We start from the raw sequence: 24105 nt of genomic DNA, 5'->3' as shown, positions 1-24105 counted from the left end.
TTACTATGTCGGTTATCTCACGTGAAAAAATTGCGCTCGTCGTATTCGCGGGCCTTATCGTCCTGAGCTTGCTCGGGTTCGGTTGGTATTTGCTCGCGGGCCATTCGTGGAACGTGGCCGCATCCAATATCGATGATACGTTCGGTAGCATGGAGGGGTATACGGCCATCGTCTATCCGGGTACCAAGCCGCCCGCAGAGAAGACGGTGGACGCAGCCGACTCGGAATCTCTTGTCGGCTCGAATGCGGCGGGTGCCTTGCCGGGAAAAACGGGAGCCTCGGAATCCGCCGGTTCGGGAGCGGCATCGGCTTCCGGAACGGGAGTTGCTGGGACGGCCGCGGGCGCAGGCTCGACGCCCCTAGGCGACGAGGCGGATGCTGAGGATGCGTCTGGCACGCCCGAGGGGACGGCAGCTTCTTCTGACGGCGACGAGCAAGCCGCAGCATCGAAAGAAGGAACGCTCGGGTCCTCTTCGAAAAAGGAACCGTTGACGGTTGACGAGGCGAAGGAAAACTACGAATCCAAAAACGCGACCGTCTTCGCCCTAGATGCAGCCGATCTCGAACGGTACAGCGAGGGCACTATCCTGAAAAAGGGCGGGCATCGGTTCGGCGTGTTCAGCGTGACCGGTCCCGTGTCCAGCATCGTGCTAGACAAGCAGATCGCCTATTTCAAGCGCCATAAGGTCGACTTCATCGTTGCCATTACGCCCGACAAGAGCTATTTCGAGGGCGCATCGGGTCTTGATATCGTCATCTGTACCGGCGACGAAGGGCTGTTCGTCATGGGGGAGACCCAGAATGGGACGTTCTATGTCGATACCCCCGAGCTGGACCGTGTCGGCGCCATCCTCATATCGCCGAGCAACGTCGTGTCGGCGAAGGTCCTCGAAAGCTCCTAGGTGCCCGAGGAGCTTTGGGCGGCGCTTTTCTTTTTCTCCATCTATCTGGTATTTAGACGAGGCTTGAAGCAGGCGGTTGTCCTGTTCTCTGCCTGAATGGCTTAAGGGCGATGTGGTAAGCTGAGCCGTGCTGAGCGCAGGGAGGAAATTGCGAGTATGCCAACCGAAAACGACATCGTACGAGGATCGTCCAGGTTTTCGTTCAAACGCATCGCGGCGTATGGCGTTGCCTTGGCCTTGTGCGCACTGGCCGCTTTCCTGGTGGGTGGTGCGATGATCGCGATCGATCGTATGCAGCGGATAGCCGCTGATTCGGTGGCCGCTTCGAAGCCTCAGATAGAATCTCGCGTGGGCGAGACGTTCAAACTGTTGTCGACGCTTGCTGACCAGCCGGCCTTGATAGATCCTGCAACTCCGGTTATGGATAAAGTGCGCTTACTCGATCAGGTGAACGAGCACTACGGCTATTTCCTTATCTGCTATGTCGATGCGGACCTGGATGTTTGGGACGAGACGGGTTCGGCCAGCCTCGCCAGCCGCGACTATCTGCAGAAGCTTTTTGCAACGGGCGAGACCGTCATCACCGACAGCTTCCCTGCAGGTGCCGACGGCGCTACGCTCAATTACACGGTAGCCGAGCCTCTCATGGACGAGGGAGGTTCTATAACCGGCGCACTGTTCGCTTCCCTGTATTTTAGCGACATCGTCGACATACTGGCCCGGAGCGTGTCCAATTCGCAGGTCGAGTCGGCGATCATTGGCAGCACGGGGCAGATCATGTCGGCCACGCCGGGCTATGCCTACGGTGACCAGTTCCTTGAGCCGCTTCGCCCGCATATAGTGTTCGGCATGTCGGCTGACAAGGTCGAATCTGAACTGCGCGCTCTGAATCCGGTGAGCTTCTGGGCGGTTGACGGTCTGAACGTCCGCTATTATGTCGCGTCCCCCCTTGAGGGTACTTCCTGGGACGTTATCTGCACCAGCAGCTTCTGGAACACGTATGCTCAGGTCATGACATCCATTGCCCCGGTTATGATTGTAGTTGTCGCCTTGATCGGCTTAGGACTGCTGCTTATCCGCCATCACTTTTCACGTCAGATGGAGAAAGCCCGCTTGCTGGAAAAGTCGGTGATCGAACTTGAGCGCAAGGTGTACAGCGACGAGCGTCCCGATGACGTGGACATGGCTGAGATCCTTGAGCTGACCTCGTCGGGCCTCACCGATGGACTCACTGGCGTGGTGACGCGCTCGGTGTTCACCAGCAAGCTGGACGGCGCCTTGCGCCATGCTGACGGGAAAGACGGATCGCTTTACGCACTCTGCTTCATTGACCTGGACGACTTCAAGCTCATCAACGACGCTTACGGGCACGCGGCCGGCGATGTCGCCCTCAAATCGGTCGGCTACCTGCTGCGCGAGTACGAACGCCGCTACGAAGGCCTGGTGGGTCGCTACGGCGGAGATGAATTCGTGCTGCTCATGACCGATCTCGACGACGAGGCCGAGCTGGTGGCGGTGTTAGACGAGATGGTAGAGGCCCTGCATGTCGATGTGAAGAATGCCGACTGCTCTTTCATGGTCCATGGCAGTATGGGAGTTGCCATCTGGGATCGCATAAGCGGCTCCGATGCTCTTATCGACCAGGCTGACAAGGCCTTGTACTTGGTGAAGCAGCAGGGCAAGCAAAGCTATTGCCTCTACCGGGACGAGGATCAGGCGTGAGGGCAGGAAAGCACGGCGCGCTTTGGCTCGCGCTGTTCTCCTTGGCGGTCTGCGTAGCCGTCGGCGTGGCCGGATACACGCTGTGCCGAGGCGTCGACGACATGCGCAAGCGCGATGCCGGCAATGTGCTTACTTTCTTCCAGCAAAGCATGGCGACGAGGCTTCAAAGCGAGTTCGGCGAGACGGCAGGCTTAACGACTGCCCTGCTTTTCAGCCCCAATGCCGAATGGTTTCCTCTTGTCGCACAAGATATGCTGGCGGTGGACGGCGTGGTGTCCGTCGCCTACTTCGAAGGCGATACCCTGCGGTATGCGTTTCCCGAGGACGAATACCGCTCCCTCGTTGGCAAGGATCTCACGACCTTCCCCTACGTTTACACGTTAGCGAAGGTGACGGGCGAAATGGCGGTCGAAGGCCCGCTTGAGATAAGTCCCGGCAAGGAAGCATTCCTTTTTATCGAGCCGGTTGTGCAAGAGGGGATATTTGTTGGGGAAGTGGCGATCGGCCTTGATGCCGACTTCGTTTTGAGCCAGCTTGATTTCGGGGCGCTCGAAGAGGGCGGCTATCGTTACGAGCTGTGGGCGGTCAGTCCCCAGGATGGCGGCAAGGACGTCATCGCCGTCTCTGACGAAGCTTTCGACTTCTCGCACGCGGTCAAGATATCGTTCGGCATGCCCACGACATGGACGCTCTCCCTTATCCCTGTAGACGGATGGGTTCCTCTCCCCTGGGTTGCGGTTATTGCAGGAGGTTGCGTGACTGTTGCGGCGTTGGCTATCGGCCTGGGGACGGTTGTGCGGTCGCGTGCGGGCTGGCGGCGCCGTTTTGTGCGGGAAGTCCGTATCGATCGGCAAACAGGCATGCTCTCTTACGACGGGTTCCTTGAAGAGCTTCAGGGCATGGTTGGTGGCAAGAACTCAGTTGGTGAGGCGACGCTTGTCTGTTTGAAAGTCGACGGTTTCGAAGACGCTGCGCGCCTGCTGGGCAGTGCGGCGCGGCGTGCCTATCTCGAAGTCGTGAAAGAGGATATCGATTCTATTGTGCAGAGCGACCATGTTGCCCTGCATGCGGGATGTGGGAGCTTTGCCATTGCGATACGGGAACAGGTGGGGCAACGCGATCTTGAAGACCTGACGCGTGCCCTCGAGCTAGCGCTGCTTTGGAAGGCGCGCGTCGACGGCAAGAAAGCGTTTTTCCGGGCCCGGTCGACGTCTGTCCTTGTCCCTGCGGGAACGGACGATGTGGGAGTAATTGTCGATCAGGCGATATCTGATCTTGAATGCAGCGCGCCAGGAGGCTTTCGCTAGGTTGTCGGGGCGAGGTTTTCCTCGCGGCACTAAAAAAGCCCGAGACTTCTTATCTCGGGCTTTTGCATGAGAGACGCTTCGCGGGAGATACGACTTGCTTACACCACGCCTTGGGCCATCATGGCGTCGGCAAGTTTCTTGAAGCCGGCGATGTTGGCGCCCATAACGTAGTTACCCTCGTGGCCGTACTCTTTGGCAGCGTCGTCTGCTGCGTGATAGATGTTCTTCATGATGCCTTGCAGCTTGGCATCCACTTCCTCGAACGTCCAGGACAGGCGCTCGGAGTTCTGCGACATCTCGAGACCGGACGTGGCAACGCCGCCGGCGTTGGCCGCCTTGCCGGGGCAGAACACCACGCCGCCTTCCATGAGGCACTCGGTGGCGTCCATGGTGGTGGGCATGTTCGCGCCCTCGGCCACGATCTTGCAGCCGTTCGCCACGAGCTGCTTGGCATCGTCGATGAGAAGCTCGTTTTGGGTGGCGCAGGGTAGGGCGATGTCCACGGGCACGCTCCACACGCCGCGGCCCTCGTGGTACTCCACGCCCTCTTTGCGCTCGGCGTAGACGGATATGCGCGCGCGTTCCACTTCCTTGATCTGCTTTACCAGGTCAAGGTCGATACCCGCCGGGTCGTAGATCCAGCCGGTAGAGTCGGAGAGCGTGACTACCTTAGCACCCAGCTGCTGGGCCTTCTCCGCGGCGTAGATGGCCACGTTGCCCGATCCGGACACGGATACGGTCTTGCCCTCGAAGCTGTCGTTGTGGCAGGTCAGATACTCCTGCACGAAGTAGATCAGGCCATAGCCCGTCGCCTGCGTACGGGCGAGCGACCCGCCGTAGGACAGGCCCTTGCCTGTGAGTACGCCTTCCCATACATTGCGGATGCGCTTGTACTGTCCGAACATGAAGCCGATCTCTCGTGCGCCCGTACCGATGTCACCGGCCGGCACGTCGGTGTCGGCACCGATGTGCTTGCAGAGCTCGGTCATGAAGCTCTGACAGAAGCGCATGATCTCCATGTCGGACTTGCCCTTGGGGTCGAAGTCGCAACCGCCCTTGCCGCCGCCCATGGGCAGCGTGGTCAGGCTGTTCTTGAAGATCTGCTCGAAGCCGAGAAACTTGATGATGCCCAAGTTCACGGACGGATGCAGGCGCAGACCGCCCTTGTAGGGCCCGAGGCAGCTGTTGTACTGCACGCGGAAGCCACGGTTCACGTGCACCTGGTGCGCGTCGTCTACCCACGGCACGCGGAATATGACCACGCGTTCCGGCTCGACGATGCGCTCGAGCAAGCCGGCCTTCTCGTAGGCCGGATTGGACTCGATGACTGGTGCTAGGGACGTTAGCACCTCGGTGACGGCCTGGATGAACTCGGGCTCATGGGCGTTCTTTGCTTTGACCTGCTCGATGACGTTATCGACGTAACTCATCTCGTGGGACCTCCTTCGGGGATTTTTCACATTGCTCCATTATAGGGGGCGATTTCTGATGGGCGATGTTATTTAAAGAAGATGAAACAAAACTAGCGATAGGCGGGAGCCGGGGCCCCCGGCGGGGTGCCCATAGCGTTCTTTGGCATCCTTGGAAGCGCGTATCCTGCGCTCTCTTTGCGCCGAGCTGTCGGAATCGGCAATAAACGAACTATTGTGGTGTAAAAGGTGTTCGGCCCCGTCAGTGTATCCTGCTCAGACCAGCGAGGAAAAACTTCGCGATTCTCCCTTGATCCCCAAGCGACTTGTGGGTCTGGTTTCGAAAGGCGGTGCGAGCGACGTTCCGCTCGACTGGCAGGGAAGACCCCGCAAAGAGGGGCGTGTAGTTTTGCTCCGGGGGGGGGGAGGGTCAATCTGTTCGCAACGCCTGGTCAACGAGGCGTTGCAAGTTGTCTGTGAAGCGCTCGCGGTCGTCGTCCTCAAAGGGGGCGGGTCCTTTCGTGCGGCCACCGCGCCTGCGCACGTTCGCTTCCAGGTGGCGCATCTGCAGGTCGGAATCGATGGTGGCAAGCTCGTAGATGCGCCCGCGCACGCCGATGGCCGCAGCTTTACGCCCCAGCGCCATGGCGGCCAGACCGATGTCCTGGGTGACCACGATATCGCCGGGCTGCAGTTCCTGTACGATGGCGAAGTCGGCCGCATCGGCTCCGACGCCCACGGGCAAGGTGCTTGCCCAAAAGCCGTCCCTGGGCTCACGCGGGTCGCTCCGACGGATGTGGCGTGCAAGGTTCTGCGTGGAGTTGCCTGCGATGACGACCGGTATGCTGCTGCGTCGGGCGACGGCCATCGTCTCGGAGGTGACCGGGCAGGCATCGGCATCGATGTAGATAGTGGGCTTCATGGGCGGAATCCTGTCCTTTCTTCGCTTGGGGAAAGTATAGTATATGGTTGAGGGTGGGCAACGTGGTTTCGGAGGGGGAACTATGTACAAGCCGGTTCCGATAGGAAAGCAGGTATTCGCGCTGTCGCCGGCAACGCAGGCGGGCATAGCGCGGGCCGAGGCGATGATGATCCGCATGGAGGATCGCGCCTGCTCCGGTGGTGTGGATCGGGCGCTCATGCACACGCTTGCACGGGTCGAGGCGGTGTCGACTATCCGTATCGAGGGGAAGCGGCCCTCGCTTGGCGCGATCCTGCATTTGGAAGCGTACCTTGATGGGAACCGTGCGGAGGGCGTCAGCCGCGTCGATTCGCTCGATGCCTACGACTTCGAGAACGACGAGGCGCGAGCTACGGCGCTTGAAGTGCTGCGGTTCCTGAGCGCGGTGCGCTACCTCTACTACGAGACTGATCCCGACCAGCCCCTCACGCCGGACACCTTGCTGGATATCCACTCGCTTTGCATGTACGGGCTTCCCGCACGGGAGACGGGAGTTCATTTCAGGAGGCGGCGCCACGATCAGTCTGCGGCCGATGCAGCGACACTGGTGTACGAAGCTCCCGAGCCTGAGGAGCTTCCGGGCCTGGTGGAAGACTTGTGCGCTTTTGCGAACAAGGACGCGTACGCCCCGATCGGGCAAGCTGCCATTGCCCACTTCCAGTTCGAGAGCATCAAGCCGTTCAAGTCGGGGCTCGATAAAACGGGGCGCCTGATGTGCCACGCCATTATGCGCAAGCGTGGCCTCATGCGCTCGGTGGTGGCCCCTATCGGCCTCGAGCCGGCCATCGATACGAAAAGTCATGCCGAGTCGCTGCTTCCCTACAACTTCGGCTTGGCCGCAGGCGAGCGGGAGCGGTTGCAGCTCGTCGACCGCTGGGCGGATTTCTGCGCCTGGTCGGCCGAGGTGTCCGCCAAGGTGACCGATGTGCACCTGAACGCGGTCCTCGCTCTGCGCGAGCGCTGGGTCGAAGAGCTGGGCCGTCCTAGCAAAGGATCGGCTTCCGAGGCGCTCATCGGCCTTCTGCCGGGCTTGCCGGTGCTAACCGTGAAACAAGCGGTAGCCCTGACGGGCAAGAGTGTCTCGTCGGTAAACGATGCTTTCGCCCGTCTTGAGGCGGCGGGTATCATCCGCGAGATCGACAGCGCGCAGCGCAGTCGCGTGTTCGTGGCGCCGCGTGCCGTTGACCTGTTCGACGAGCTCGACCGCAAAGTCGCGCCGCAGACCCCGGTGTCACGGGATTCGCTCGGTACCGTAGTCGCGGGCTAGATGATCTACGGCCGAGGGGAGGTAGCCGGAGCGGTCGTTGCGGGTTTCCCGGAATCCCGCAAACTCGTCTTCCCCTGCCTCTTGCTTCCTATACTGGATGCGAGGGTGGGGGCAAGCCGTCGGCCGACGGGCCGACGCAAAGGGCGCCTTGATGGTGCCGCCACACGGGAAACTGCAGATTTCCAAAGGGCCTCGCACTCGCTTGTAATCAAGCAGGGGGAGGAGGGTCATATGACCGATTCGACATTTGATTCCAGGTACCAACTGATCATGAAGCGCCGCCAGTTCCTCGCAGGAGCAGCCGGCGTTATGGCAGCCGGTGCGACCGCCACGGTGCTCGCTTCATGTACGCCCGCGGCGAAGAAGGACGCGGCGGAAAGCAAGCCCGTCGGTACGGGGCAGCCCGACTACGACAAGGTAGCGCGCAGCGTCTGCGCACCCAACTGCGTGGGCAGCTGCGGCATTAACGCCTACGTGAAAGACGACACGATCGTAAAGATCGAGCCCGCTGAGTTTCCCGATAACCGCTACCATCGCATGTGCTTGCGCGGCGTGTCCAACGCCATGCAGCGCGTGTACTCGCCCGATCGCGTGAAGTATCCCATGAAGCGCGTGGGCGAACGCGGTTCCGGCGAGTTCGAGCGCATCAGCTGGGAGGCGGCGATCGAGCTTATCCACGAGAATATGCAGAAGAACATCGATGCCTACGGGCCTACGGCGAACGCGTTTTTGGGAATGACCGGCAACTATGGCGTGTTCCCTCAGATCATCGACGGCCTTTTGGCCGCTACGTACGACGGCACGCAGTTCACGAATTTCGGCATCATGGGCGACAACGGCTGCAACATGGGATTTCTGCCCCCGCTGGGCGTGCAGCAGGATGCCAGCGCATGGGAGGACCTCATCGGTTCCAAGACTATCATCATGTTCGGCTGCAACTACGCCGAGACGAGCATGCAGGAGATGCACTTCGTTTTCGATGCTCAAGAGGCGGGCAGTAAGCTGGTGGTGGTAGACCCGCGTTTCTCGCGCACGGCCGCCAAAGCCGACTGGTGGATACCTATTCGCCCCGGCACCGATGCGGCGCTTGCCTTGGGGATGATGAGCCATATCGTGGCGCAGGGAAAGCACGATCAGGAATATGTCCGCACGTACACCAACGGAGCGTTCTTGGTGGATGCGGCCACGAAGAAGCTGGTGCGCGACGGGGAGAACTACCTGGTGTGGGACGAGAAGGCCAACAAGGCCGTGCCGGTTGCGGCGCTTCCCGACAAACTCAAGCCGGCATATCCGTCCGTCGCGGTGACCGGCGACGTGCCCGAGGCGGCCAAGGTTCCCGAGACGGCGGCGCTGCTGGGCAGCTATTCGCTCTCCGTCGGCGGTGCGGACGTCGCGGCAAAGCCCGCCTTCCAGTTGCTGGTCGACTCGCTTGCCGCCTACACGCCGGAGTTGGCCAGCGCCATCTGCGATGTGCCGGCCGAGGATATCGTGCGGTTGGCCGAGCTCTATGTGAACGAGACACCTGCCAGCCTGCGCGTAAGCCAGGGCACGAACCGCTACTGGAACGGGCATCTGCCCACCCGCGCGCTCATCCAGCTGGCAGGCATCACCGGCAACGTCGGCAAACCCCATGCCAACATCAACTGGGCGGGCGGAACGCTCATGCGCATCCTGTTCTCGCTGGCACCTACGGCGGTCACGCCGCGTGAGGGGCACAAGGCAAGCCCGCTGCCCGGGTCCCAGTGGTACGACATCGTGGCCACGCAGCAGCCCTACCCGGTGAAGATGCTCTGGACGCACAACTACGGCTGGGGCACCCAAGGCCCCGACCGCAATCGCATGATCAAAGACGTATTGCCGCAGCTTGACTTCATCGTAGTATCAGAGCAGGTCATGACGCCTGGTGCGAGCTACGCGGATCTCGTGCTGCCGGTGACCAGTTACTATGAGGAGCCCTTCGAGCTGCTTACCTCCTGGTCGAACATGTACGTGCAGGTGCGCGAGCAGGCTATCAGCCAGCAATGGGAGGCCAAGACCGACTACCAGGTGGCCCAGATGCTGGCGGAGAAGTTCGGCATCTTAGAGGAGACCGAATGGAAGCTGGACATCGAGGAGTACGGCCGCAAGCACATCCTCGGCGAGAGCTTGGCTCCCGAGTTTAGCACCATCGACTTCGACGAGCTCATGGAGAAGAAGGTCGTGCGTGCGAATTACCCTGAGAACTACGTGGCGTTCGAGAGCATGCGCTTTCAGACGCCCAGCGGCAAGATCGAGCTCTATACCGAGGATCTGATCGACTTTGGCGAAGAGCTGGCCTGCCACTACGAGCCGCTTGAGGGCATCCGCAACGAGCTGGCCGGACGTTATCCGCTTACGTTCATGAACTGCCGCACGGTGTATACGACGCACTCGCAGCATGTGCAGCTGCCTTGGATCCGCGAAGTGGCGCCCGAGCCGTGGCTGGAGATTTCCCCGCCCGATGCCGAGGCGCGCGGTATCGCGTCCGGCGATGTGGTGGAAGTGTTCAACGACCGGGGATCGTACCAGGTGAAGGCATTGGTAACCTCCGAGATAAAGCCCGGTTGCCTCAACCAGCGCCAGGGCTGGTGGCCCAAGGACTTCCCGGGCGAGACACATTACAGCTCGCTTATCCAGATCACGCTCAATCCGGCGCAGGATGCCATCTCGGAGACGAACTTCGCGCCGTACGACAACCTGGTCGAAGTGAAGAAAGCCTAAGGGGGTGCTCTTATGACGAAATACGGTTTCGCAATCAACCTGCACCGCTGCGTCGGATGCAGGACCTGCACGATCAGCTGCAAGATGGAAAACGGCGTGGCATCGGGCCTGCAGCGCATGCGGGTGTTGAACGCCGACGACCAGACGGTGTACGACAAGCCTACGGGCACGTATCCGGCACTTGCTCTCGAATGGGTGCCGGTGCCCTGCCAGCATTGCGACGAGGCGCCCTGCGTGGCGGTCTGCCCGACGGGCGCGTCCACGAAGCGTGCGGACGGCATCGTGGTGATTGACAAGGAACAGTGCATCGGGTGCGACAGCTGCATTGCGGCCTGCCCCTACGGAGCGCGTCAGCACGACGACGCCGCCAACACCGTGGACAAATGCACGTTGTGCTCGCACCGCCTGGATGCCGGCATCGATACGACCATGTGCCAGCTGGCCTGTCCGGGCCGCGCCATTGTGGTGGGCGATTTGGACGACGCTTCCTCGGAGATTGCCAAGATCGTAGCCGAGAGAAAAACGACGCACCTGTTCGAGGACCAGAAGACGGGCCCGCAGGTGTACTACTGGAACTCGATGGAGTAACCGATTATGGGACAGGCAGGTGGTAGCGTGGCAGCGTTAGGGGGTATTACAGCCGATCAGGCTTCGTACGCGCGCGCCGACGGGGCATTGCTGGGGCTGCTCTCGAGGTGTTTGCTGCGACCGAGCGCAGCATTGGCTGTGGAGCTGCGTGCAGGCATTTTGCCTTCGACGCTGCGAAGTTTGGTGGGAGCATGCTCGATGCCCGAGATGGTCGATGCGCTGGATGGTATTGACGAGCAGGCGAGGCTCCTTCGCGCCGTCTCGGAGGACGAGGCGCGCTTGCTATTGGAGATCGAGTACAACCGCTTGTTCGTAGGTCCCGGCGAGGTGCTGGCCCCGCCTTACGAGAGCTACTACGAGAGCAGCCGCGCCTCCGCCGGTCGGGGATGGTTGCGCACGCAGGCCGAGCGAGAGGTCTCCCGGGCCTATGCCGAGTCAGGTTTCACTCTGTCAGAAGATCTCGTTGAGCTGCCCGATCATGTAGCGGTTGAGTTGGAGTTCCTCGCGCTGCTTGCGGGGCGCGAGGCCGATGCGTGGGATGCCGGTAACGAGGCGTCTGCGCTTGCGTTGCAGGTATGTGCAGCGGACTTCATCGTGCAACATCTGGGTACCTGGATCGAATCATGCGGTGCGCTTGTTGCGCCCGCTGCCCGCCAACCGTTTTATGCGGCGATTTTTCTGTTGGCGGGCGCGACGATCGCGGGGCCGGTGCCCTAGACCGTCCGAAATAGGCAGATGCTGTGCAAAATTTTCGGTTTCCCGCTAGATTTTCATCCTAAACCGGGCTTCTTCGTTCGACAGCGAGTAGCCCGGTTTGAGGGAATGCTCTTGATCTGGGCTTTTATGCGGGAGCTCGTTAATGCAGCTTCCTTGGGGTCGAAAACTGCGCATCAGATGGCGGGAAAGCGAAAAATTTGCACAGCATTCGACGTTTTCTTGCTTTCTTCGATCTTGCCTATGCGGTTGCTTTGGCTCCTGGGTGGCGCAGCGTGCCTAGGTTCTTGGGAGACGCCGTGTATCGTGGTTTTTGGGAGGCGCAGCGCGCCCTGGCTCCTGGGACACGTCGCGCGCGGCGGTTTTGGGCAAGGCATGGAGGGTAGCCGGCCGGAGGGGAACGCCTGTGCGGTTTTGCTATACTGACCTCATGGACGAACGAAACGACAATCAGGGGAAGGCCTTGGGCGACAGCGCCTTCGGGCCATCGGCGGGCGAGTATTCCGCGCAAGCCGACGCAGACGGGCTCTCGCTTTCGTGCGACGAGCCCGCTGTGCTGCCGAGCCGAAGGGGTCCGGGCTTCGCCGACGCGGGCGGGTTCGAGAGGCTGGGCGACGGCGACGGCCTCGACGCGCCCGAAGAGACTGCCTTGGCGCAAACGGCCGCTGGACAGGCGGCCAAGCTCGCACGCATCAAAGCCGAGCTCGACAGTGTGCCCGCGCTTCCCGGCGTGTACCTCTGGAAGGACAGGTCCGGCCAGGTCATCTATGTTGGCAAGGCCAAGCAGCTGCGCGCCCGCATGCGCCAGTACGTGAACTTCCAGGACGAGCGCGCCAAGATTCCCCTGCTGGTGGACCAGATCGACAGCTTCGATTATATCGTGGTAGAGAACGAGCACGAGTCGCTGGTGCTGGAGAAGAACCTCATCAACCAGCACAGCCCGTTTTTCAACGCCGACTTCAAAGACGACAAGTCCTACCCGTTCATCGCGCTCACCAAAGGCGACGTGTTTCCGGCCATCAAGTACACGCGCGAGAAGCACAAGCCCGATACCAAGTACTTCGGACCCTATACCGACAGCCGCGCGGCCCGTGAGATGGTGGACATCGCCCGGCGCGTCGTGCCGCTGTGCGCCACGTCGTGCTCCGACTGGCGGCAGCTGAAGCGCCGTTTGGAGAAGGATCCTCTCGCGCTGCTGTCCCGCGATGCGCGGCCGTGCTTCGACGCGCACGTAGGGCTGGGCCCGGGTGCGTGCTGCGGCGGCATCACGCCCGACGAGTACGCGGCCAACGTGCGGCGTATCGTGCGGTTCCTGTCGGGCCAGCACCGCGAGTTCGTCGAAGAGCTTGCGGCGGACATGCAGGAGGCGGCGGCCGACCTGGACTTCGAGCGTGCGGCGCGCATGAAGGCGCGCATCGACACCATCAACTCGCTGACCGACCGGCAGCACGCCGTATCCGCGCGCAACCTTGATGCCGACGTGGTGGGCCTGTTCCGCGAGGAGACGGTGGCCGGCGTGCACGTGTTCATGGTGCGCGAGGGCCGCATCATCAACTCCAACGAGTTCGTGCTGAACCGCGGGCGCGACGTCCCCGACGACGACCTGGTGCACATGTTCCTGCTGCGCTACTACGACGCCACCACCTCCATACCGCACGAGGTCATCCTGCGCGACCTTCCGGAAGACGCCGAGGCGATGGAGGGATGGCTTGCCGAGAAGCTGGCAAGTGCGCACGGCGCGAAGGTGCGCTTCTGTGCGCCGCGGCAAGGCGAGAAGGCAGAGCTGGTGGCCATGGCCGAGACGAACGCCAAGCACACGCTCATGCGCTACAAGGTGCGCACCAACTACGACGACAAGCGTATCAACAACGCGCTTTTGCAGCTGGAAAGTGCGTTGGCGCTCGACGAGCCGCCCCTGCGCATCGAGTGCTTCGACATCTCAACCATCCACGGCTCCTACACGGTGGCCTCGATGGTGGTGTTCACCAACGGCAAGCCCGACAAGAACCAGTACCGCCGCTTCAAGATAAAGACGCCGCTGGACGAGGCGAACGACTTCCTATCCATGCAGGAGGTCATGAGCCGCCGCTACGCGCCCGAGCGCATGGCCGACGAGCGCTTCGGCAGCAAGCCCGACCTGATCATCCTGGACGGCGGCAAGCCGCAGCTTTCCGCGGCGCTGGCCATGTTCGAGAAGATGGGCATCGACGACATCGATATGTGCGGCTTGGCCAAGCGCGACGAGGAGCTGTTCGTGCCCTGGCAGGACACGGGTCCGGTGGTGCTGCCCAGCGGATCGGCGTCGCTCTACCTGGTGAAGCAGGTGCGCGACGAGGCCCACCGCTTCGCCATCACGTTCCACCGCGAGCTGCGCGGCAAAGGTATGACGGCAAGTATTTTAGACGATGTGGTAGGTATGGGTCCGGTGCGGAAAAAAGCGCTATTGAAGGCGTTCAAATCGTTTAGGAACCTGAAGGCCGCCACGCTCGAGGAGATCAAAGAGGCCCGCGTCGTGCCCGACGAGGTGGCTGAGGAGCTGCACCAAGTGCTCCAGCAGTATAATAAGGATCGGAAAGACGAGTGCACGACCGCAGAAGCGGTTCGCACGCCAGACGACGTGGAGGTTTAGGATGAGCGAAAAGGGAACCGATTTGCAGGACATGCCCGAGCTGGTCATCGTCAGCGGCATGAGCGGCGCCGGGCGCACCGAGGCCATGCACGCCTTCGAGGACCTGGGCTATTTCTGCGTGGACAACCTGCCTTCGAGCCTCATTGTCAACCTGCTTGAATTGACCGGCATGCCCGGCCAGCCTGACGGCCATCGTCGCCTAGCGGTGGTCTGCGACGCGCGCAATCGCGATTTCTTCTCGAGTCTTGCCACCGAGCTGGAGAAGCTCAAGGCGCAGGGCATCGACTACCGCATCCTGTTCTTGGATGCCGCCGACGAGAAGTTAATCGCGCGCTACAAGTCCAGCCGCCGACGCCATCCGCTGTGCGCGGACGGCGGCTCCATCGCGCAGGGTATCGAACGCGAGCGCGCCTTGCTGTCCGACGTGCGCCATGCGGCCTCCCAGGTAATCGACACCACCGACCTCCTGCCTCCCCAGCTGCGTGCGGAAATCCGCGAGCTGTTCGCGCCGGGGCAAGAGAAGTCCGGGCTGTCGGTGACCGTGTACTCGTTCGGTTTCAAGCATGGCGCCCCGCTCGACGCCGACCTGGTCATGGATGTGCGCTTCCTCCCGAACCCCTATTACGACCCCCAGCTGCGTCCGCTGACGGGCCTGGACAAGCAGGTGCGCGACTTCGTGTTGTACCGCCCTGAAACCGAGGAGTTCGAGAAGCGGTGGCGTGCGCTTTTGGACTGCGTCATGCCGGGCTATGTGGCCGAAGGCAAGCAACAGCTTGCCATTGCCATCGGCTGCACAGGCGGCCAGCACCGCTCGGTAGCCTTGGCCGAATCGACGGGCGACTACTTGAAGGCGAAGGGCTACCGCGTGAGTCTGGCCCATCGCGATCTGACCTTGGCAGAAGGTGCCGGCGGCCAGGTCGTGGCCGCTCCGGCCGCCCAGGCATAGGCGCGCGCCATGGCAACCGTATTTACCCACGACCCGTCGTCGACCGCTGCGTTTGCAGCGCTGGGACAGACGCCGCCGGTCGCCGCACCAGGCGAGCACCTGCGTGCCGTCGTCATCGGCGGCGGCACCGGCGCGCCCGTGTCCATCCGCACGCTCTTATCTATGCAGGTGGAAACGGCCGCCGTCGTGGCCATGGCCGATGACGGCGGCTCCACGGGCATCCTGCGCGAGGAAGCGGACGTCACGCCTCCCGGCGACGTGCGCAAGTGCATCGCCGCCATGGCCGCCGATCCTGCCGACCCGCTCACCCGCGCCTTCAAGTACCGCTTCCCCTTTGCGCGCAACCACACGCTCGGGAACCTCATGCTGTCGGCTCTCGAGGATGCAGCCGGGTCGTTCCCGGAGGCTATCGCTATCTGCGAGCGCTTGCTGGACGCGCAGGGGCGCGTGTATCCCTCGACGCTCGACCGGGTTACGCTGGTGGCCCGCACACGTGACGGCCGCGAGATCGAGGGCCAGGCGGTCGCCTGCCACTCGCGCACGGCGCTGGAGCGGGTAGGGCTGCGGGCAGCGCACCCCATCAGGGCCTACGAGCCGGCGCTTGAGGCTATCCGTGCGGCCGACCTCATCGTGTTGGGACCGGGATCGCTGTTCACCTCCATCATTCCGAACCTGCTGGTGCCGGGCGTCGTCGACGCTATCCGCGCATCGAGGGGCTGCACGCTGTTCGTGTGCTCGCTGGCGGACATGCAGGGAGAGACGTGGGGGCTCACGGCCCGCGAGCACGTCGAGGCACTCATGGACCACGGCATGCGCGGGCTGGTCGATTACGTGCTGGTGCATGCGCCCGCCCCCTTGCGGCCGGACGGTCCGGCGACGGGCGCCTTCGACGCCGTAGGAGGCTCTGGCCTCCGTTCTGCCGAGTTAGGTGAGGTAGACGAGGCGCGTTGGGGCGGCAGCATCCGCCCGGTGGCGGTGACCTATCGCGACGTGCAGGCCATCCAAGCGCAAGGCCCCGTGGTCATCGCGCGCGACCTGGTGGACACGGCAAGTCCCACCTGGCATGACCCGGCGGCTCTGCGCAATGCGTTTTCGGGGGTGTTGAAGCTATGTCGTTCACGGCAGAGGTGAAAGACGAGCTTGCCCGGGTGGCCCCGGTGTGTTCGCATTGCGACAAGGCCACGTTGGCGGCCCTTGTGCGCATCGAGGGCACGCTGTTCTTCAGCGGCCAGGGCAGCTACCGCATCGAGATAGCCACGGACATGCCTTCCGTTGCGCGCCTCATCATCAAGATGCTCCACGAGCTGTACCATCTGAAGACCGAGCTCACGGTGCGCCGCAGCGTGCTGCACAAGACGCCGAACTACCTCATCGAGGTGCCCTCGCAGTCGCATCTCGCCGATTCCCTGCGCGACATGGGCGTGCTGTCGGGCGAGGGGTTGGAGCTGGGTATCGCCGAGGACCTGGTGGCCAAGGAGTGCTGCACGGCAGCCTACCTGCGCGGGGCGTTTCTGGGCAGCGGCTTCGTGTCCAGCCCGCGCGGCGACTTTCACTTCGAGATAACGGTGGAGTCCGAGGCGCTGGCCGAGGGCTTGGTGGGCTTGCTGGAGCGCAAGGGCATCAAGGCGCGCATCATGCAGCGCCGCAGCTCGTACATGGTGTACCTGAAAAGCGGTGCGGCCATCCTCGAGTTCCTTGCGTTTGCCGGGGCGCATCAGTGCGCGCTTGCCATGGAGAACGAGCGTGTTATCAAAAGCGTGCGCAACGACGTGAACCGCATGACGAATGCCGAGATAGCAAACCAGGCGAAAAGCGCGAACGCCTCGGTGGACCAGATCTACGCCATCCGCTCCGTACTCGAGGCCCACGGCATGGAGAACTTGCCGCCAGCCTTGCAGGACTACATCCGCCTGCGCGTCACCTATCCGGATGCCACGCTGAAGGAGTTGGGCGAGCGAGCAACCCCGCCCCTGTCGAAATCGGCCGTTTACCACCGCGTTCGCCGGATCGAGCAAATGGCCAAGGAGACACAGGGGTAGAATGTCGGCGGCGATTTCATGGTGAAGGCGTTGCTGATATGCGCCCTCATGGTCTCCATGGTATGATCGCCTTATCCTGACTGCAAGCAATCGAGTATCTTGACGAAAGGGGATACGCATGGCAATCAAAGTAGGCATTAACGGGTTCGGTCGCATCGGCCGCCTCGCGTTCCGCGCGATGGCGAATGATCCCGAGATTGAGGTTGTGGCGGTAAACGACCTCGGCGACATCCCGACGATGGCCCACCTGCTGAAGTACGACTCCATCCACGGACGCGCCTTCGATAAGGTCGAGGTGTGCGAGGACGGCTTCGTCGCCGACGGCCATGCGGTCAAGGTGCTCTCCGAGCGCGAGCCGGCCAACCTGCCCTGGGGCGAGCTGGGTGTGGACGTGGTCGTGGAGTCCACGGGCTTCTTCACCGATGCAACTAAGGCCCATGCGCACATCGATGCAGGCGCCAAGAAGGTCATCATCTCCGCTCCGGCCAAGAACGAGGACATCACCATCGTCATGGGCGTGAACGATGACCAGTACAACAAAGACGAGCACCACGTGGTGTCCAACGCCTCGTGCACCACGAACTGTCTGGCGCCGTTCGCGAAGGTGCTGCTGGACAACTTCGGCATCAAGCGCGGCTACATGAACACGATTCACTCCTACACCAACGATCAGAAGATCCTCGACCTGCCGCACAGCGACCTGCGCCGTGCCCGTGCTGCTGCCGTGTCGATGATCCCGACGACGACGGGTGCCGCCCGTGCCGTCTCCTTGGTGCTGCCGGAGCTCAAGGGCAAGCTGGACGGCTTTGCCACGCGCGTTCCCACGCCGGACGGATCGATGGTCGACCTGACGGTGGAGCTTGAGCGTGATGCCACCATCGAGGCTATCAACGCCGCCATGAAGGCCGCCGCCGAGGGCCCGATGAAGGGCGTGCTGGAGTACACCGAGGACCCCATCGTGTCCATCGACATCGTGGGCAACCCGAGCTCGTCGATCTTCGACAGCAAGCTGACCATGGTCATGGGTGGCGAGGGTAACTTCGTGAAGTGCATCTCCTGGTACGACAACGAGTGGGGCTACTCCAACCGTGTTAAAGATTTGGTCAAAATCCTTCTCTAGAGAAGGATTCTTGTTCCGTCGGCCTAACGGCCGACGGAACTGCTCGACGCTGCGAAGCCCCGAGGTATCCAACCTTGCCGCTCCAGGCTTGGCTCACGTACCAAAGTACGCTTCGCCAACCCTTCGCGGCAATATTGGATACCTCGGGGCTTCTCGCTGTTTTACTACGCCAACCTGTCTGGTTGTTTTCGCGCTTTGCGCGAATCGAGGGGGAGGGGCGAGTTGTGAGAATACTGGGAATGAGCGTTCCGGAATTGTTGTTTGCGGTTCCTTTCTTGGTTGCGATCGGAATCGCTGTCTTCGCTGTAGTCATGATTATGCGGCTCGTGAAGGCTGCCGAGCGCACGGCGGCGGCGACCGAGGCCCTTGCCAATGAGGTGTGCCGCCAGGGCAAGATGCCGGGTAACGGAAATCAGTAAGTATCAGTAGTCTGTGGAAGAGGGTTGTATGGCAGATATCAAGACCATCGACGAGTTGGATGGGGCGGGGAAGCGCGTGCTGGTGCGCGTGGACTTCAACGTACCTTTGCGCGACGGCGCCGTCGCCGATGACACGCGCATCCGTGCAGCGCTGCCCACTATCGAGGCGCTGGTCGCCCAGGGCGCGCGCGTTATCCTCATGAGCCATCTGGGCCGTCCGGCGGGCGACGGCTTTGAGGCGGCGTTCTCGCTGCGCCCGGCGGCCCAGCATCTTTCGGGAATCCTGGGCAAGCCGGTCGTGTTCGCCACCGATACCGTGGGCGTCGACGCGCAGGCCAAGGCGGCTTCGTTGCGCGACGGCGATGTGCTGGTGGTGGAGAACCTGCGCTTCGACGCGCGCGAGAAGAAGAACGATCCGTCGTTTTGCGAGGAACTGGCCGCACTCGGCGAGGTGTACGTGAACGACGCGTTCGGCGCGGCGCACCGCGCTCATGCTTCCACGGCAGGTATCGCGTCGCTCTTGCCGGCGTATGCGGGCTATCTCATGCAGCGCGAGGTGTCGACGCTTACCGGCATGCTGGAGAACCCCAAGCGTCCCTTCGTCGCCATCCTCGGCGGCTCGAAGGTGTCCGACAAGATCAAGGTCATCGACGCGCTTATGGACCAGTGCGACACGCTCATCATCGGCGGCGGCATGTGCTTCACGTTCCTGCTGGCTCAAGGCTTGCCCGTGGGCACGTCGCTCAAGGAAGAGGACTGGGTCAAGCGCGCCGCGGCTATGATCGCGAAGGCCGAGGAGCGCGGTGTGAAGCTGCTGCTCCCGGTAGACGTGGTGTGTGCCGACCGCTTCGCCGAAGAAGCCGAAACCAAAACGGTTCCGGTGGGCGAAATGCCCGATGATATGATGGGCTTGGACATCGGGCCCGAGACGGCGCGACTCTACGGTGCAGCCGTGGCCGAGGCCGGCACCGTGTTCTGGAACGGTCCCATGGGCGTGTTTGAGATGCCCGCGTTCGAAGCCGGCACAAAGGCGGTGGCCGATGCTGTGGCCGAGAATACGCAGGCCGACACGATCATCGGGGGCGGCGACAGCGTGGCTGCGGTGAACAAGTTCGATCTGGCGGATAAAATGACGTTCATCTCGACCGGCGGCGGTGCCTCGATGGAGCTGGTGCAGGGCGAGGCCCTTCCCGGCGTGGAAGCTCTCAGGTAGAAAGGAAGTATCACCTATGGCGCGTAAACCTTTGATGGCGGGGAACTGGAAGATGAACAACACGATCGGCGAGGCCGTGGTGTTGACGCAGGAGATATCGAACCAGTACGAGAAGGAATGGCCGGAGAGCGTCGACATCGTCATCTGCCCGCCCTTTGTGGACCTCAAGCCCGCCAAGACGGTGTTCGACTTCGACAAGACGAAGATTGCCGTCGGCGCACAGAATGTGTACGGGGAGCCTGCCGGTGCGTTCACCGGCGAGATATCGGTGCCCATGATCAAAGAGATCGGCTGCACGTGCTCTATCGTCGGCCACTCCGAGCGTCGCGAACTGTTCGGCGAGACGAACGAGGGCGTGAACAAGAAGGTGAAGGCTCTGGTCGCAGCGGGCCTCTACGCCATCGTATGCGTTGGCGAGTCGCTGGCGGTACGCGAGGAGGGCACGACCGACGAGTACGTGTGCGCACAGGTGCGTGCCGCTTTCGCCGGCGTCGATGCCCGCGAGGCGGCAACGTGCGTCGTGGCCTATGAGCCCATCTGGGCTATCGGCACGGGCCGTACGGCCACGCCTGAGCAGGCCGAGGCCGTATGCGCGGCAATACGTGCAACGCTGTCCGAGATGTTCGGCGAAGAGGTTGCCGAGGGAATGCGCGTGCTGTACGGCGGCTCCATGAACCCGGGCAACGTAGGCGAACTCATGGTTCAGCCGAATGTGGACGGCGGCCTCATCGGCGGCGCGTCGCTGAAGGCTGCATCGTTTGTGCAGCTCATCGAGGCTTGCCTGTAGCTTTCGGCAGTTTTGCATTGACCGAACGGTAGAATAAAGCATGTCGGCAGCCTCCCGCGCGGCCGGCATGCGCGTTTGTGCAGAGGTATTCGATTCTCGGGGTCCGCAACCCCTTCATCTTGAGTGGAGCGAACAAAAGTGAGCGTAGTCGAAGGAACCTTTTCCGAGCATGCCGACCTCGTCTTGCCGGTATGCCTTATCATCATGGACGGCTTCGGCCTGTCTGACCCCGGTCCTGGCAACGCCATCTCCCAGGCGCGTACGCCGTGCTTGGACGAGGTGTTCGCCACCTGCCCGACCACGCAACTTGCGGCGTCGGGCGAGGCTGTGGGCCTGCCCGAAGGACAGATGGGTAACTCTGAAGTGGGGCACTTGAACATCGGCGCGGGGCGCGTGGTGTATCAGGAGCTCACGCGCATCAACCGTGCTTGTGACGATGGATCGCTTGCGGCCAACCCCACGCTCAACGCTGCTTTCGCCACTGCGGCCAAGCCGGGTGCAGCGCTGCACCTCATGGGCCTGCTCTCCGACGGCGGCGTGCATTCCACCAACGGGCACCTGTACGCGCTTATGGGCGCGGCAAAGGCGGCGAACGTGGGGCATATCGTGGTGCACTGCTTCATGGACGGCCGCGACGTGGCGCCGAAGAGCGGTGCGGGCTACCTGCGCGAGTTGGAAGACGTTATTGCCGAGCTGTCGTGTGACGGCTGCACGGTGGAGATCGGCAGCATTGAGGGCCGCTACTTCGCCATGGACCGCGACAACCGCTGGGAGCGTGTCGAACGTGCCTGGCGTGCCCTTGCATTGGCCGAACCCGGTACTGAGGCGACTCCCCAGCAGGTCATGGCGGCCTCCTACGAGGCGGGCATAACCGACGAGTTCGTGGAACCCGTCGCGTTCTCGCCGCGCGGCATGCGCGACGGCGATGCGGCCGTGTTCTTCAACTTCCGCCCCGACCGCGCCCGCGAGATCACCCGCGCTCTGGTGGATCCGTCATTCGTCGGCTTCGAGCGCTCGTCTTTCCCCCAGGTGCAGCTCGTGTGCTTAACGGAATACGATCCGGAGATACCTGCTGCCGTGGCTTTTGCCAAGGAGTTTCCTGCCGACGTGCTGGCCGACGTGTTGGCCGATGCAGGGCTTTCCCAGTACCGTATCGCCGAGACGGAGAAGTATGCGCATGTGACGTTCTTCCTGAACGGAGGCGTGGAAGAGCCGAAAGCGGGGGAGCGCCGCGTGCTGGTGCCCAGTCCCAAAGTTGCCACGTACGACCTGCAGCCAGAGATGAGCGAGCCGGAGGTGGCATCCACCCTGGCCTCGGCCATAGACGCTGGCGAGGCCGACGTCTATATCGTGAACTTTGCGAACTGCGACATGGTGGGACATACCGGTTTCGTGCCTGCTGCCGTAGCGGCTGTCGAGGCCGTGGATACCGGTGTGGGTCAGGTGCTTGCGGCCCTGAAACGTCGCGGGGGTGTGGCGCTTATCACTGCCGACCACGGCAACGCCGACAAAATGCTCGAGGCGGACGGCTCGCCGTTTACGGCGCATACGACGGCGCTTGTGCCGCTGGCGTTGGCGGACTATACGGGCAAGGGTTTTTCCTTGGACGGTCGCCAAGGCGCACTCTGCGACCTGGCTCCGACCTTGCTTGCGATGATCGGCCTTGCGGCACCCGGCGAGATGGATGGGCGCAGTTTGCTGGCAGGCTGATGGTGAGATTGCCGGTCGCAGCGAGCTTGTCGGGTTTGCTGAGAAGTGACGAGCAGGTCGGTTTAAGGGGATTGCGATGGGATGAAAGTCGCGACCGCGATGGGGAAGGACCGGAAGTTGAAATTTCCGCGCTCGTATTGCCACGCCCGGTAATGTTCGGGTATACTGCATGTTTCGTGTAGACGGTTGTTTTCCTATGGAAAGTTGAGAGATACCTTGAACCCGCTCCTTATCATTATGCTTATCCTGCTCGTCGTTTCGGGCCTGGGCCTTATCATCTTCATCTTGCTGCATTCCGGCAAGGGTACGGGCATTTCCGACATGATCGCCAGCTCGGTCTACTCTACGCAGACCGGCACGAGCATTGTCGAGAAGAACCTCGATCGCATCACCATCATCTTCGCGGCGGTGTTTCTGCTGTCGCTTATCGCGCTCATGCTCGTCTACCCGCAGGGCACGATTGTAAAATAGCGTAAATTCGCCCTTCACAAGACGGGGGCGTTCGGGTAGAATAACCAGCGTTGCTTTTTAAGGCAGCACGCGTCGGAGTGGTGGAACGGCAGACACGCTAGCTTGAGGTGCTAGTGCTCGCAAGGGTATGCGGGTTCAAATCCCGCCTCCGACACCAGGAAAGCTAGAAGGGAGAGCCCGAGTGGCTCTCCTTTTGTATTTACTGGTGTTTTGTAAAAGGAGGCAATCATGGTGAAGACCCTTGCTACCAAGGATGCGGTATCCCATCGCACACACGAGATCAGACGCGTGCTGTGGATCATCCTCTTCCTGAATCTGGCGGTCGCTGCGGCAAAATACTTCTACGGCTCGGCTACCGGATCGGCCTCAATGCAGGCTGACGGCATCCATTCGGTGTTCGATTCGGCGGGGAACGTCGTGGGACTGGTGGGCATTGCGATCGCCTCGCGCCCCGCCGACGAGAGCCATCCCTACGGGCACGCGAAGTTCGAGACGTATGCGAGCCTCGTGATCGGTGTGCTGCTCTTGCTGGCGGCCTTCGAAGTGGGGTCGAGCGCGATTACCAAGCTCTCTTCAGGCAACTACACGGCCGAGGTGGGCCCGTTGTCGTTCGTAGTCATGATTGCCACCCTCGCGGTAAACCTGGGCGTTACAACGTACGAGAGACGCTATGCGAAGCGTTTGAAGAGCGAGGTGCTGGCGGCGGATGCGAACCATACGCTGTCCGATGCGCTTGTTTCTATCGGCGTTATCGTGGGCCTTGTTGCCGTGGTATTAGGGTTTCCTATGGCGGACCCCCTTATGGCGCTCGTGGTGACGGTGGCTATCCTGTTTACTGCCTACGACGTGTTCAGGCATGCACTGGCCACGCTTTCGGACCGTGCGCGCATTCCCGAGGAGGACGTGCGTACGGCGGCTCTCACGGTGCCTGGCGTACGCGGTGCGCACCAGGTGCGCACGCGGGGGACGGAGGGGGAGGTGTATGTCGATCTGCATGCGCTGGTCGCTCCCGAAATGACGGTCGGAGAGGCCCATCAGCTTGCCGACGAGGTTGAGCGGGCGGTGGAAAAGAGCTTTCCCAACGTCATCGAGACCCTCGTGCATATTGAGCCCGACGACGGCCATCGGGAGTAAGCACCGCTTCTCGCCCTCAAAAAGAAAA

Annotated in this window: 20 protein-coding genes and 1 tRNA gene; 19 read left to right on the top strand and 2 right to left on the bottom strand. The window is 62.0% G+C overall.

Annotated elements, in window-relative coordinates; all coding sequences use genetic code 11:
* From RR842_RS05140 to RR842_RS05130, 3 genes are all read left to right on the top strand, one after another.
* Positions 1-902: hypothetical protein (locus RR842_RS05140; RefSeq protein WP_332729160.1), on the top strand; the 902-nt coding region annotated here is incomplete at its 5' end.
* 156 nt (positions 903-1058) lie between these two features.
* Positions 1059-2624 carry a sensor domain-containing diguanylate cyclase gene (locus RR842_RS05135; RefSeq protein ID WP_332729159.1) on the top strand — a complete coding sequence of 522 codons (1566 nt, stop codon included), beginning with the start codon at positions 1059-1061 and terminating at the stop codon, positions 2622-2624.
* Entirely contained in the window at positions 2621-3931 is a 1311-nt protein-coding gene (locus RR842_RS05130; protein WP_332722213.1) for a GGDEF domain-containing protein, read from the top strand. The genes RR842_RS05135 and RR842_RS05130 overlap by 4 nt, the downstream gene beginning before the upstream one ends.
* Before the next feature lie 98 nt (positions 3932-4029).
* On the opposite strand, the gene gdhA is transcribed toward RR842_RS05130, so the two are convergent.
* Together gdhA and RR842_RS05120 are read right to left on the bottom strand one after the other, a co-directional pair.
* A complete protein-coding gene (gene gdhA, locus RR842_RS05125; RefSeq protein WP_332511989.1) occupies positions 4030-5361 on the bottom strand; it encodes an NADP-specific glutamate dehydrogenase in 1332 nt (443 codons plus the stop codon).
* A 409-nt stretch (positions 5362-5770) separates the two neighbouring features.
* Positions 5771-6262, bottom strand: coding sequence for a YaiI/YqxD family protein (locus RR842_RS05120; protein ID WP_332511991.1), 492 nt, complete (start codon positions 6260-6262; stop codon positions 5771-5773).
* Positions 6263-6344: 82 nt separating this feature from the next.
* Here RR842_RS05120 and RR842_RS05115 point away from each other — a divergent pair, with 82 nt between their 5' ends.
* The 16 genes from RR842_RS05115 (at position 6345) to RR842_RS05040 (ending at position 24077) form a co-directional block, all read left to right on the top strand.
* On the top strand, positions 6345-7568 hold the full coding sequence (locus tag RR842_RS05115) for a Fic family protein (protein ID WP_332511993.1): 1224 nt from the start codon (positions 6345-6347) through the stop codon (positions 7566-7568).
* 231 nt (positions 7569-7799) lie between these two features.
* Positions 7800-10307 carry a molybdopterin-dependent oxidoreductase gene (locus RR842_RS05110; protein ID WP_332511995.1) on the top strand — a complete coding sequence of 836 codons (2508 nt, stop codon included), beginning with the start codon at positions 7800-7802 and terminating at the stop codon, positions 10305-10307.
* Positions 10308-10319: 12 nt separating this feature from the next.
* Positions 10320-10895 (top strand): 4Fe-4S dicluster domain-containing protein, encoded by a 576-nt coding sequence (locus RR842_RS05105; protein ID WP_332553680.1) that lies wholly within the window; start codon positions 10320-10322, stop codon positions 10893-10895.
* 6 nt (positions 10896-10901) lie between these two features.
* Positions 10902-11612, top strand: coding sequence for a molecular chaperone TorD family protein (locus RR842_RS05100; protein ID WP_332511999.1), 711 nt, complete (start codon positions 10902-10904; stop codon positions 11610-11612).
* A 403-nt stretch (positions 11613-12015) separates the two neighbouring features.
* On the top strand, positions 12016-14238 hold the full coding sequence (gene uvrC, locus RR842_RS05095; protein WP_332729158.1) for an excinuclease ABC subunit UvrC: 2223 nt from the start codon (positions 12016-12018) through the stop codon (positions 14236-14238).
* A gap of 1 nt (position 14239) precedes the next feature.
* On the top strand, positions 14240-15184 hold the full coding sequence (rapZ, locus tag RR842_RS05090) for an RNase adapter RapZ (protein WP_332553678.1): 945 nt from the start codon (positions 14240-14242) through the stop codon (positions 15182-15184).
* A 9-nt stretch (positions 15185-15193) separates the two neighbouring features.
* Complete coding sequence (locus tag RR842_RS05085) at positions 15194-16315, top strand: gluconeogenesis factor YvcK family protein (protein ID WP_332521051.1); 1122 nt, start codon at positions 15194-15196, stop codon at positions 16313-16315.
* Entirely contained in the window at positions 16294-17223 is a 930-nt protein-coding gene (whiA, locus tag RR842_RS05080) for a DNA-binding protein WhiA (RefSeq protein WP_332517465.1), read from the top strand. Before RR842_RS05085 ends, whiA begins: the two co-directional genes overlap by 22 nt.
* Positions 17224-17341: 118 nt before the next feature.
* Positions 17342-18343, top strand: a complete 1002-nt coding sequence (gene gap, locus RR842_RS05075) for a type I glyceraldehyde-3-phosphate dehydrogenase (protein ID WP_332512007.1) — start codon at positions 17342-17344, stop codon at positions 18341-18343.
* A gap of 224 nt (positions 18344-18567) precedes the next feature.
* Positions 18568-18762 (top strand): hypothetical protein, encoded by a 195-nt coding sequence (locus RR842_RS05070; protein ID WP_332553677.1) that lies wholly within the window; start codon positions 18568-18570, stop codon positions 18760-18762.
* 28 nt (positions 18763-18790) lie between these two features.
* Complete coding sequence (locus RR842_RS05065) at positions 18791-19975, top strand: phosphoglycerate kinase (RefSeq protein WP_332729157.1); 1185 nt, start codon at positions 18791-18793, stop codon at positions 19973-19975.
* Between the two features lie 16 nt (positions 19976-19991).
* A complete protein-coding gene (tpiA, locus tag RR842_RS05060; protein ID WP_332512012.1) occupies positions 19992-20762 on the top strand; it encodes a triose-phosphate isomerase in 771 nt (256 codons plus the stop codon).
* A 138-nt stretch (positions 20763-20900) separates the two neighbouring features.
* Positions 20901-22472 (top strand): 2,3-bisphosphoglycerate-independent phosphoglycerate mutase, encoded by a 1572-nt coding sequence (gpmI, locus tag RR842_RS05055; RefSeq protein ID WP_332565296.1) that lies wholly within the window; start codon positions 20901-20903, stop codon positions 22470-22472.
* Positions 22473-22688: 216 nt separating this feature from the next.
* Positions 22689-22943, top strand: a complete 255-nt coding sequence (gene secG, locus RR842_RS05050; RefSeq protein ID WP_332512014.1) for a preprotein translocase subunit SecG — start codon at positions 22689-22691, stop codon at positions 22941-22943.
* Positions 22944-23014: 71 nt separating this feature from the next.
* Positions 23015-23100, top strand: a tRNA-Leu gene (locus RR842_RS05045).
* Between the two features lie 71 nt (positions 23101-23171).
* Positions 23172-24077, top strand: coding sequence for a cation diffusion facilitator family transporter (locus tag RR842_RS05040; protein WP_332723866.1), 906 nt, complete (start codon positions 23172-23174; stop codon positions 24075-24077).
* Positions 24078-24105 lie beyond the last annotated feature (28 nt).

The organism is Gordonibacter sp. (assembly GCF_036667095.1).
Taxonomy (GTDB): Bacteria; Actinomycetota; Coriobacteriia; order Coriobacteriales; family Eggerthellaceae; genus Gordonibacter.
Note: the sequence above shows the minus strand (reverse complement) of the source record. Positions and strands in the feature narration are given on the sequence as shown.

What these genes read in the sequence shown, in the direction of transcription:
- RR842_RS05135 (WP_332729159.1), top strand. Translation starts at nt 1,059, where the DNA reads ATGCCAACCGAAAACGACATCGTACGAGGATCGTCCAGGTTTTCGTTC.
- gdhA (WP_332511989.1), bottom strand. Translation starts at nt 5,361, where the DNA reads ATGAGTTACGTCGATAACGTCATCGAGCAGGTCAAAGCAAAGAACGCC.
- RR842_RS05120 (WP_332511991.1), bottom strand. Translation starts at nt 6,262, where the DNA reads ATGAAGCCCACTATCTACATCGATGCCGATGCCTGCCCGGTCACCTCC.
- RR842_RS05115 (WP_332511993.1), top strand. Translation starts at nt 6,345, where the DNA reads ATGTACAAGCCGGTTCCGATAGGAAAGCAGGTATTCGCGCTGTCGCCG.
- RR842_RS05110 (WP_332511995.1), top strand. Translation starts at nt 7,800, where the DNA reads ATGACCGATTCGACATTTGATTCCAGGTACCAACTGATCATGAAGCGC.
- RR842_RS05105 (WP_332553680.1), top strand. Translation starts at nt 10,320, where the DNA reads ATGACGAAATACGGTTTCGCAATCAACCTGCACCGCTGCGTCGGATGC.
- RR842_RS05100 (WP_332511999.1), top strand. Translation starts at nt 10,902, where the DNA reads ATGGGACAGGCAGGTGGTAGCGTGGCAGCGTTAGGGGGTATTACAGCC.
- rapZ (WP_332553678.1), top strand. Translation starts at nt 14,240, where the DNA reads ATGAGCGAAAAGGGAACCGATTTGCAGGACATGCCCGAGCTGGTCATC.
- RR842_RS05085 (WP_332521051.1), top strand. Translation starts at nt 15,194, where the DNA reads ATGGCAACCGTATTTACCCACGACCCGTCGTCGACCGCTGCGTTTGCA.
- whiA (WP_332517465.1), top strand. Translation starts at nt 16,294, where the DNA reads ATGTCGTTCACGGCAGAGGTGAAAGACGAGCTTGCCCGGGTGGCCCCG.
- gap (WP_332512007.1), top strand. Translation starts at nt 17,342, where the DNA reads ATGGCAATCAAAGTAGGCATTAACGGGTTCGGTCGCATCGGCCGCCTC.
- RR842_RS05065 (WP_332729157.1), top strand. Translation starts at nt 18,791, where the DNA reads ATGGCAGATATCAAGACCATCGACGAGTTGGATGGGGCGGGGAAGCGC.
- tpiA (WP_332512012.1), top strand. Translation starts at nt 19,992, where the DNA reads ATGGCGCGTAAACCTTTGATGGCGGGGAACTGGAAGATGAACAACACG.
- RR842_RS05040 (WP_332723866.1), top strand. Translation starts at nt 23,172, where the DNA reads ATGGTGAAGACCCTTGCTACCAAGGATGCGGTATCCCATCGCACACAC.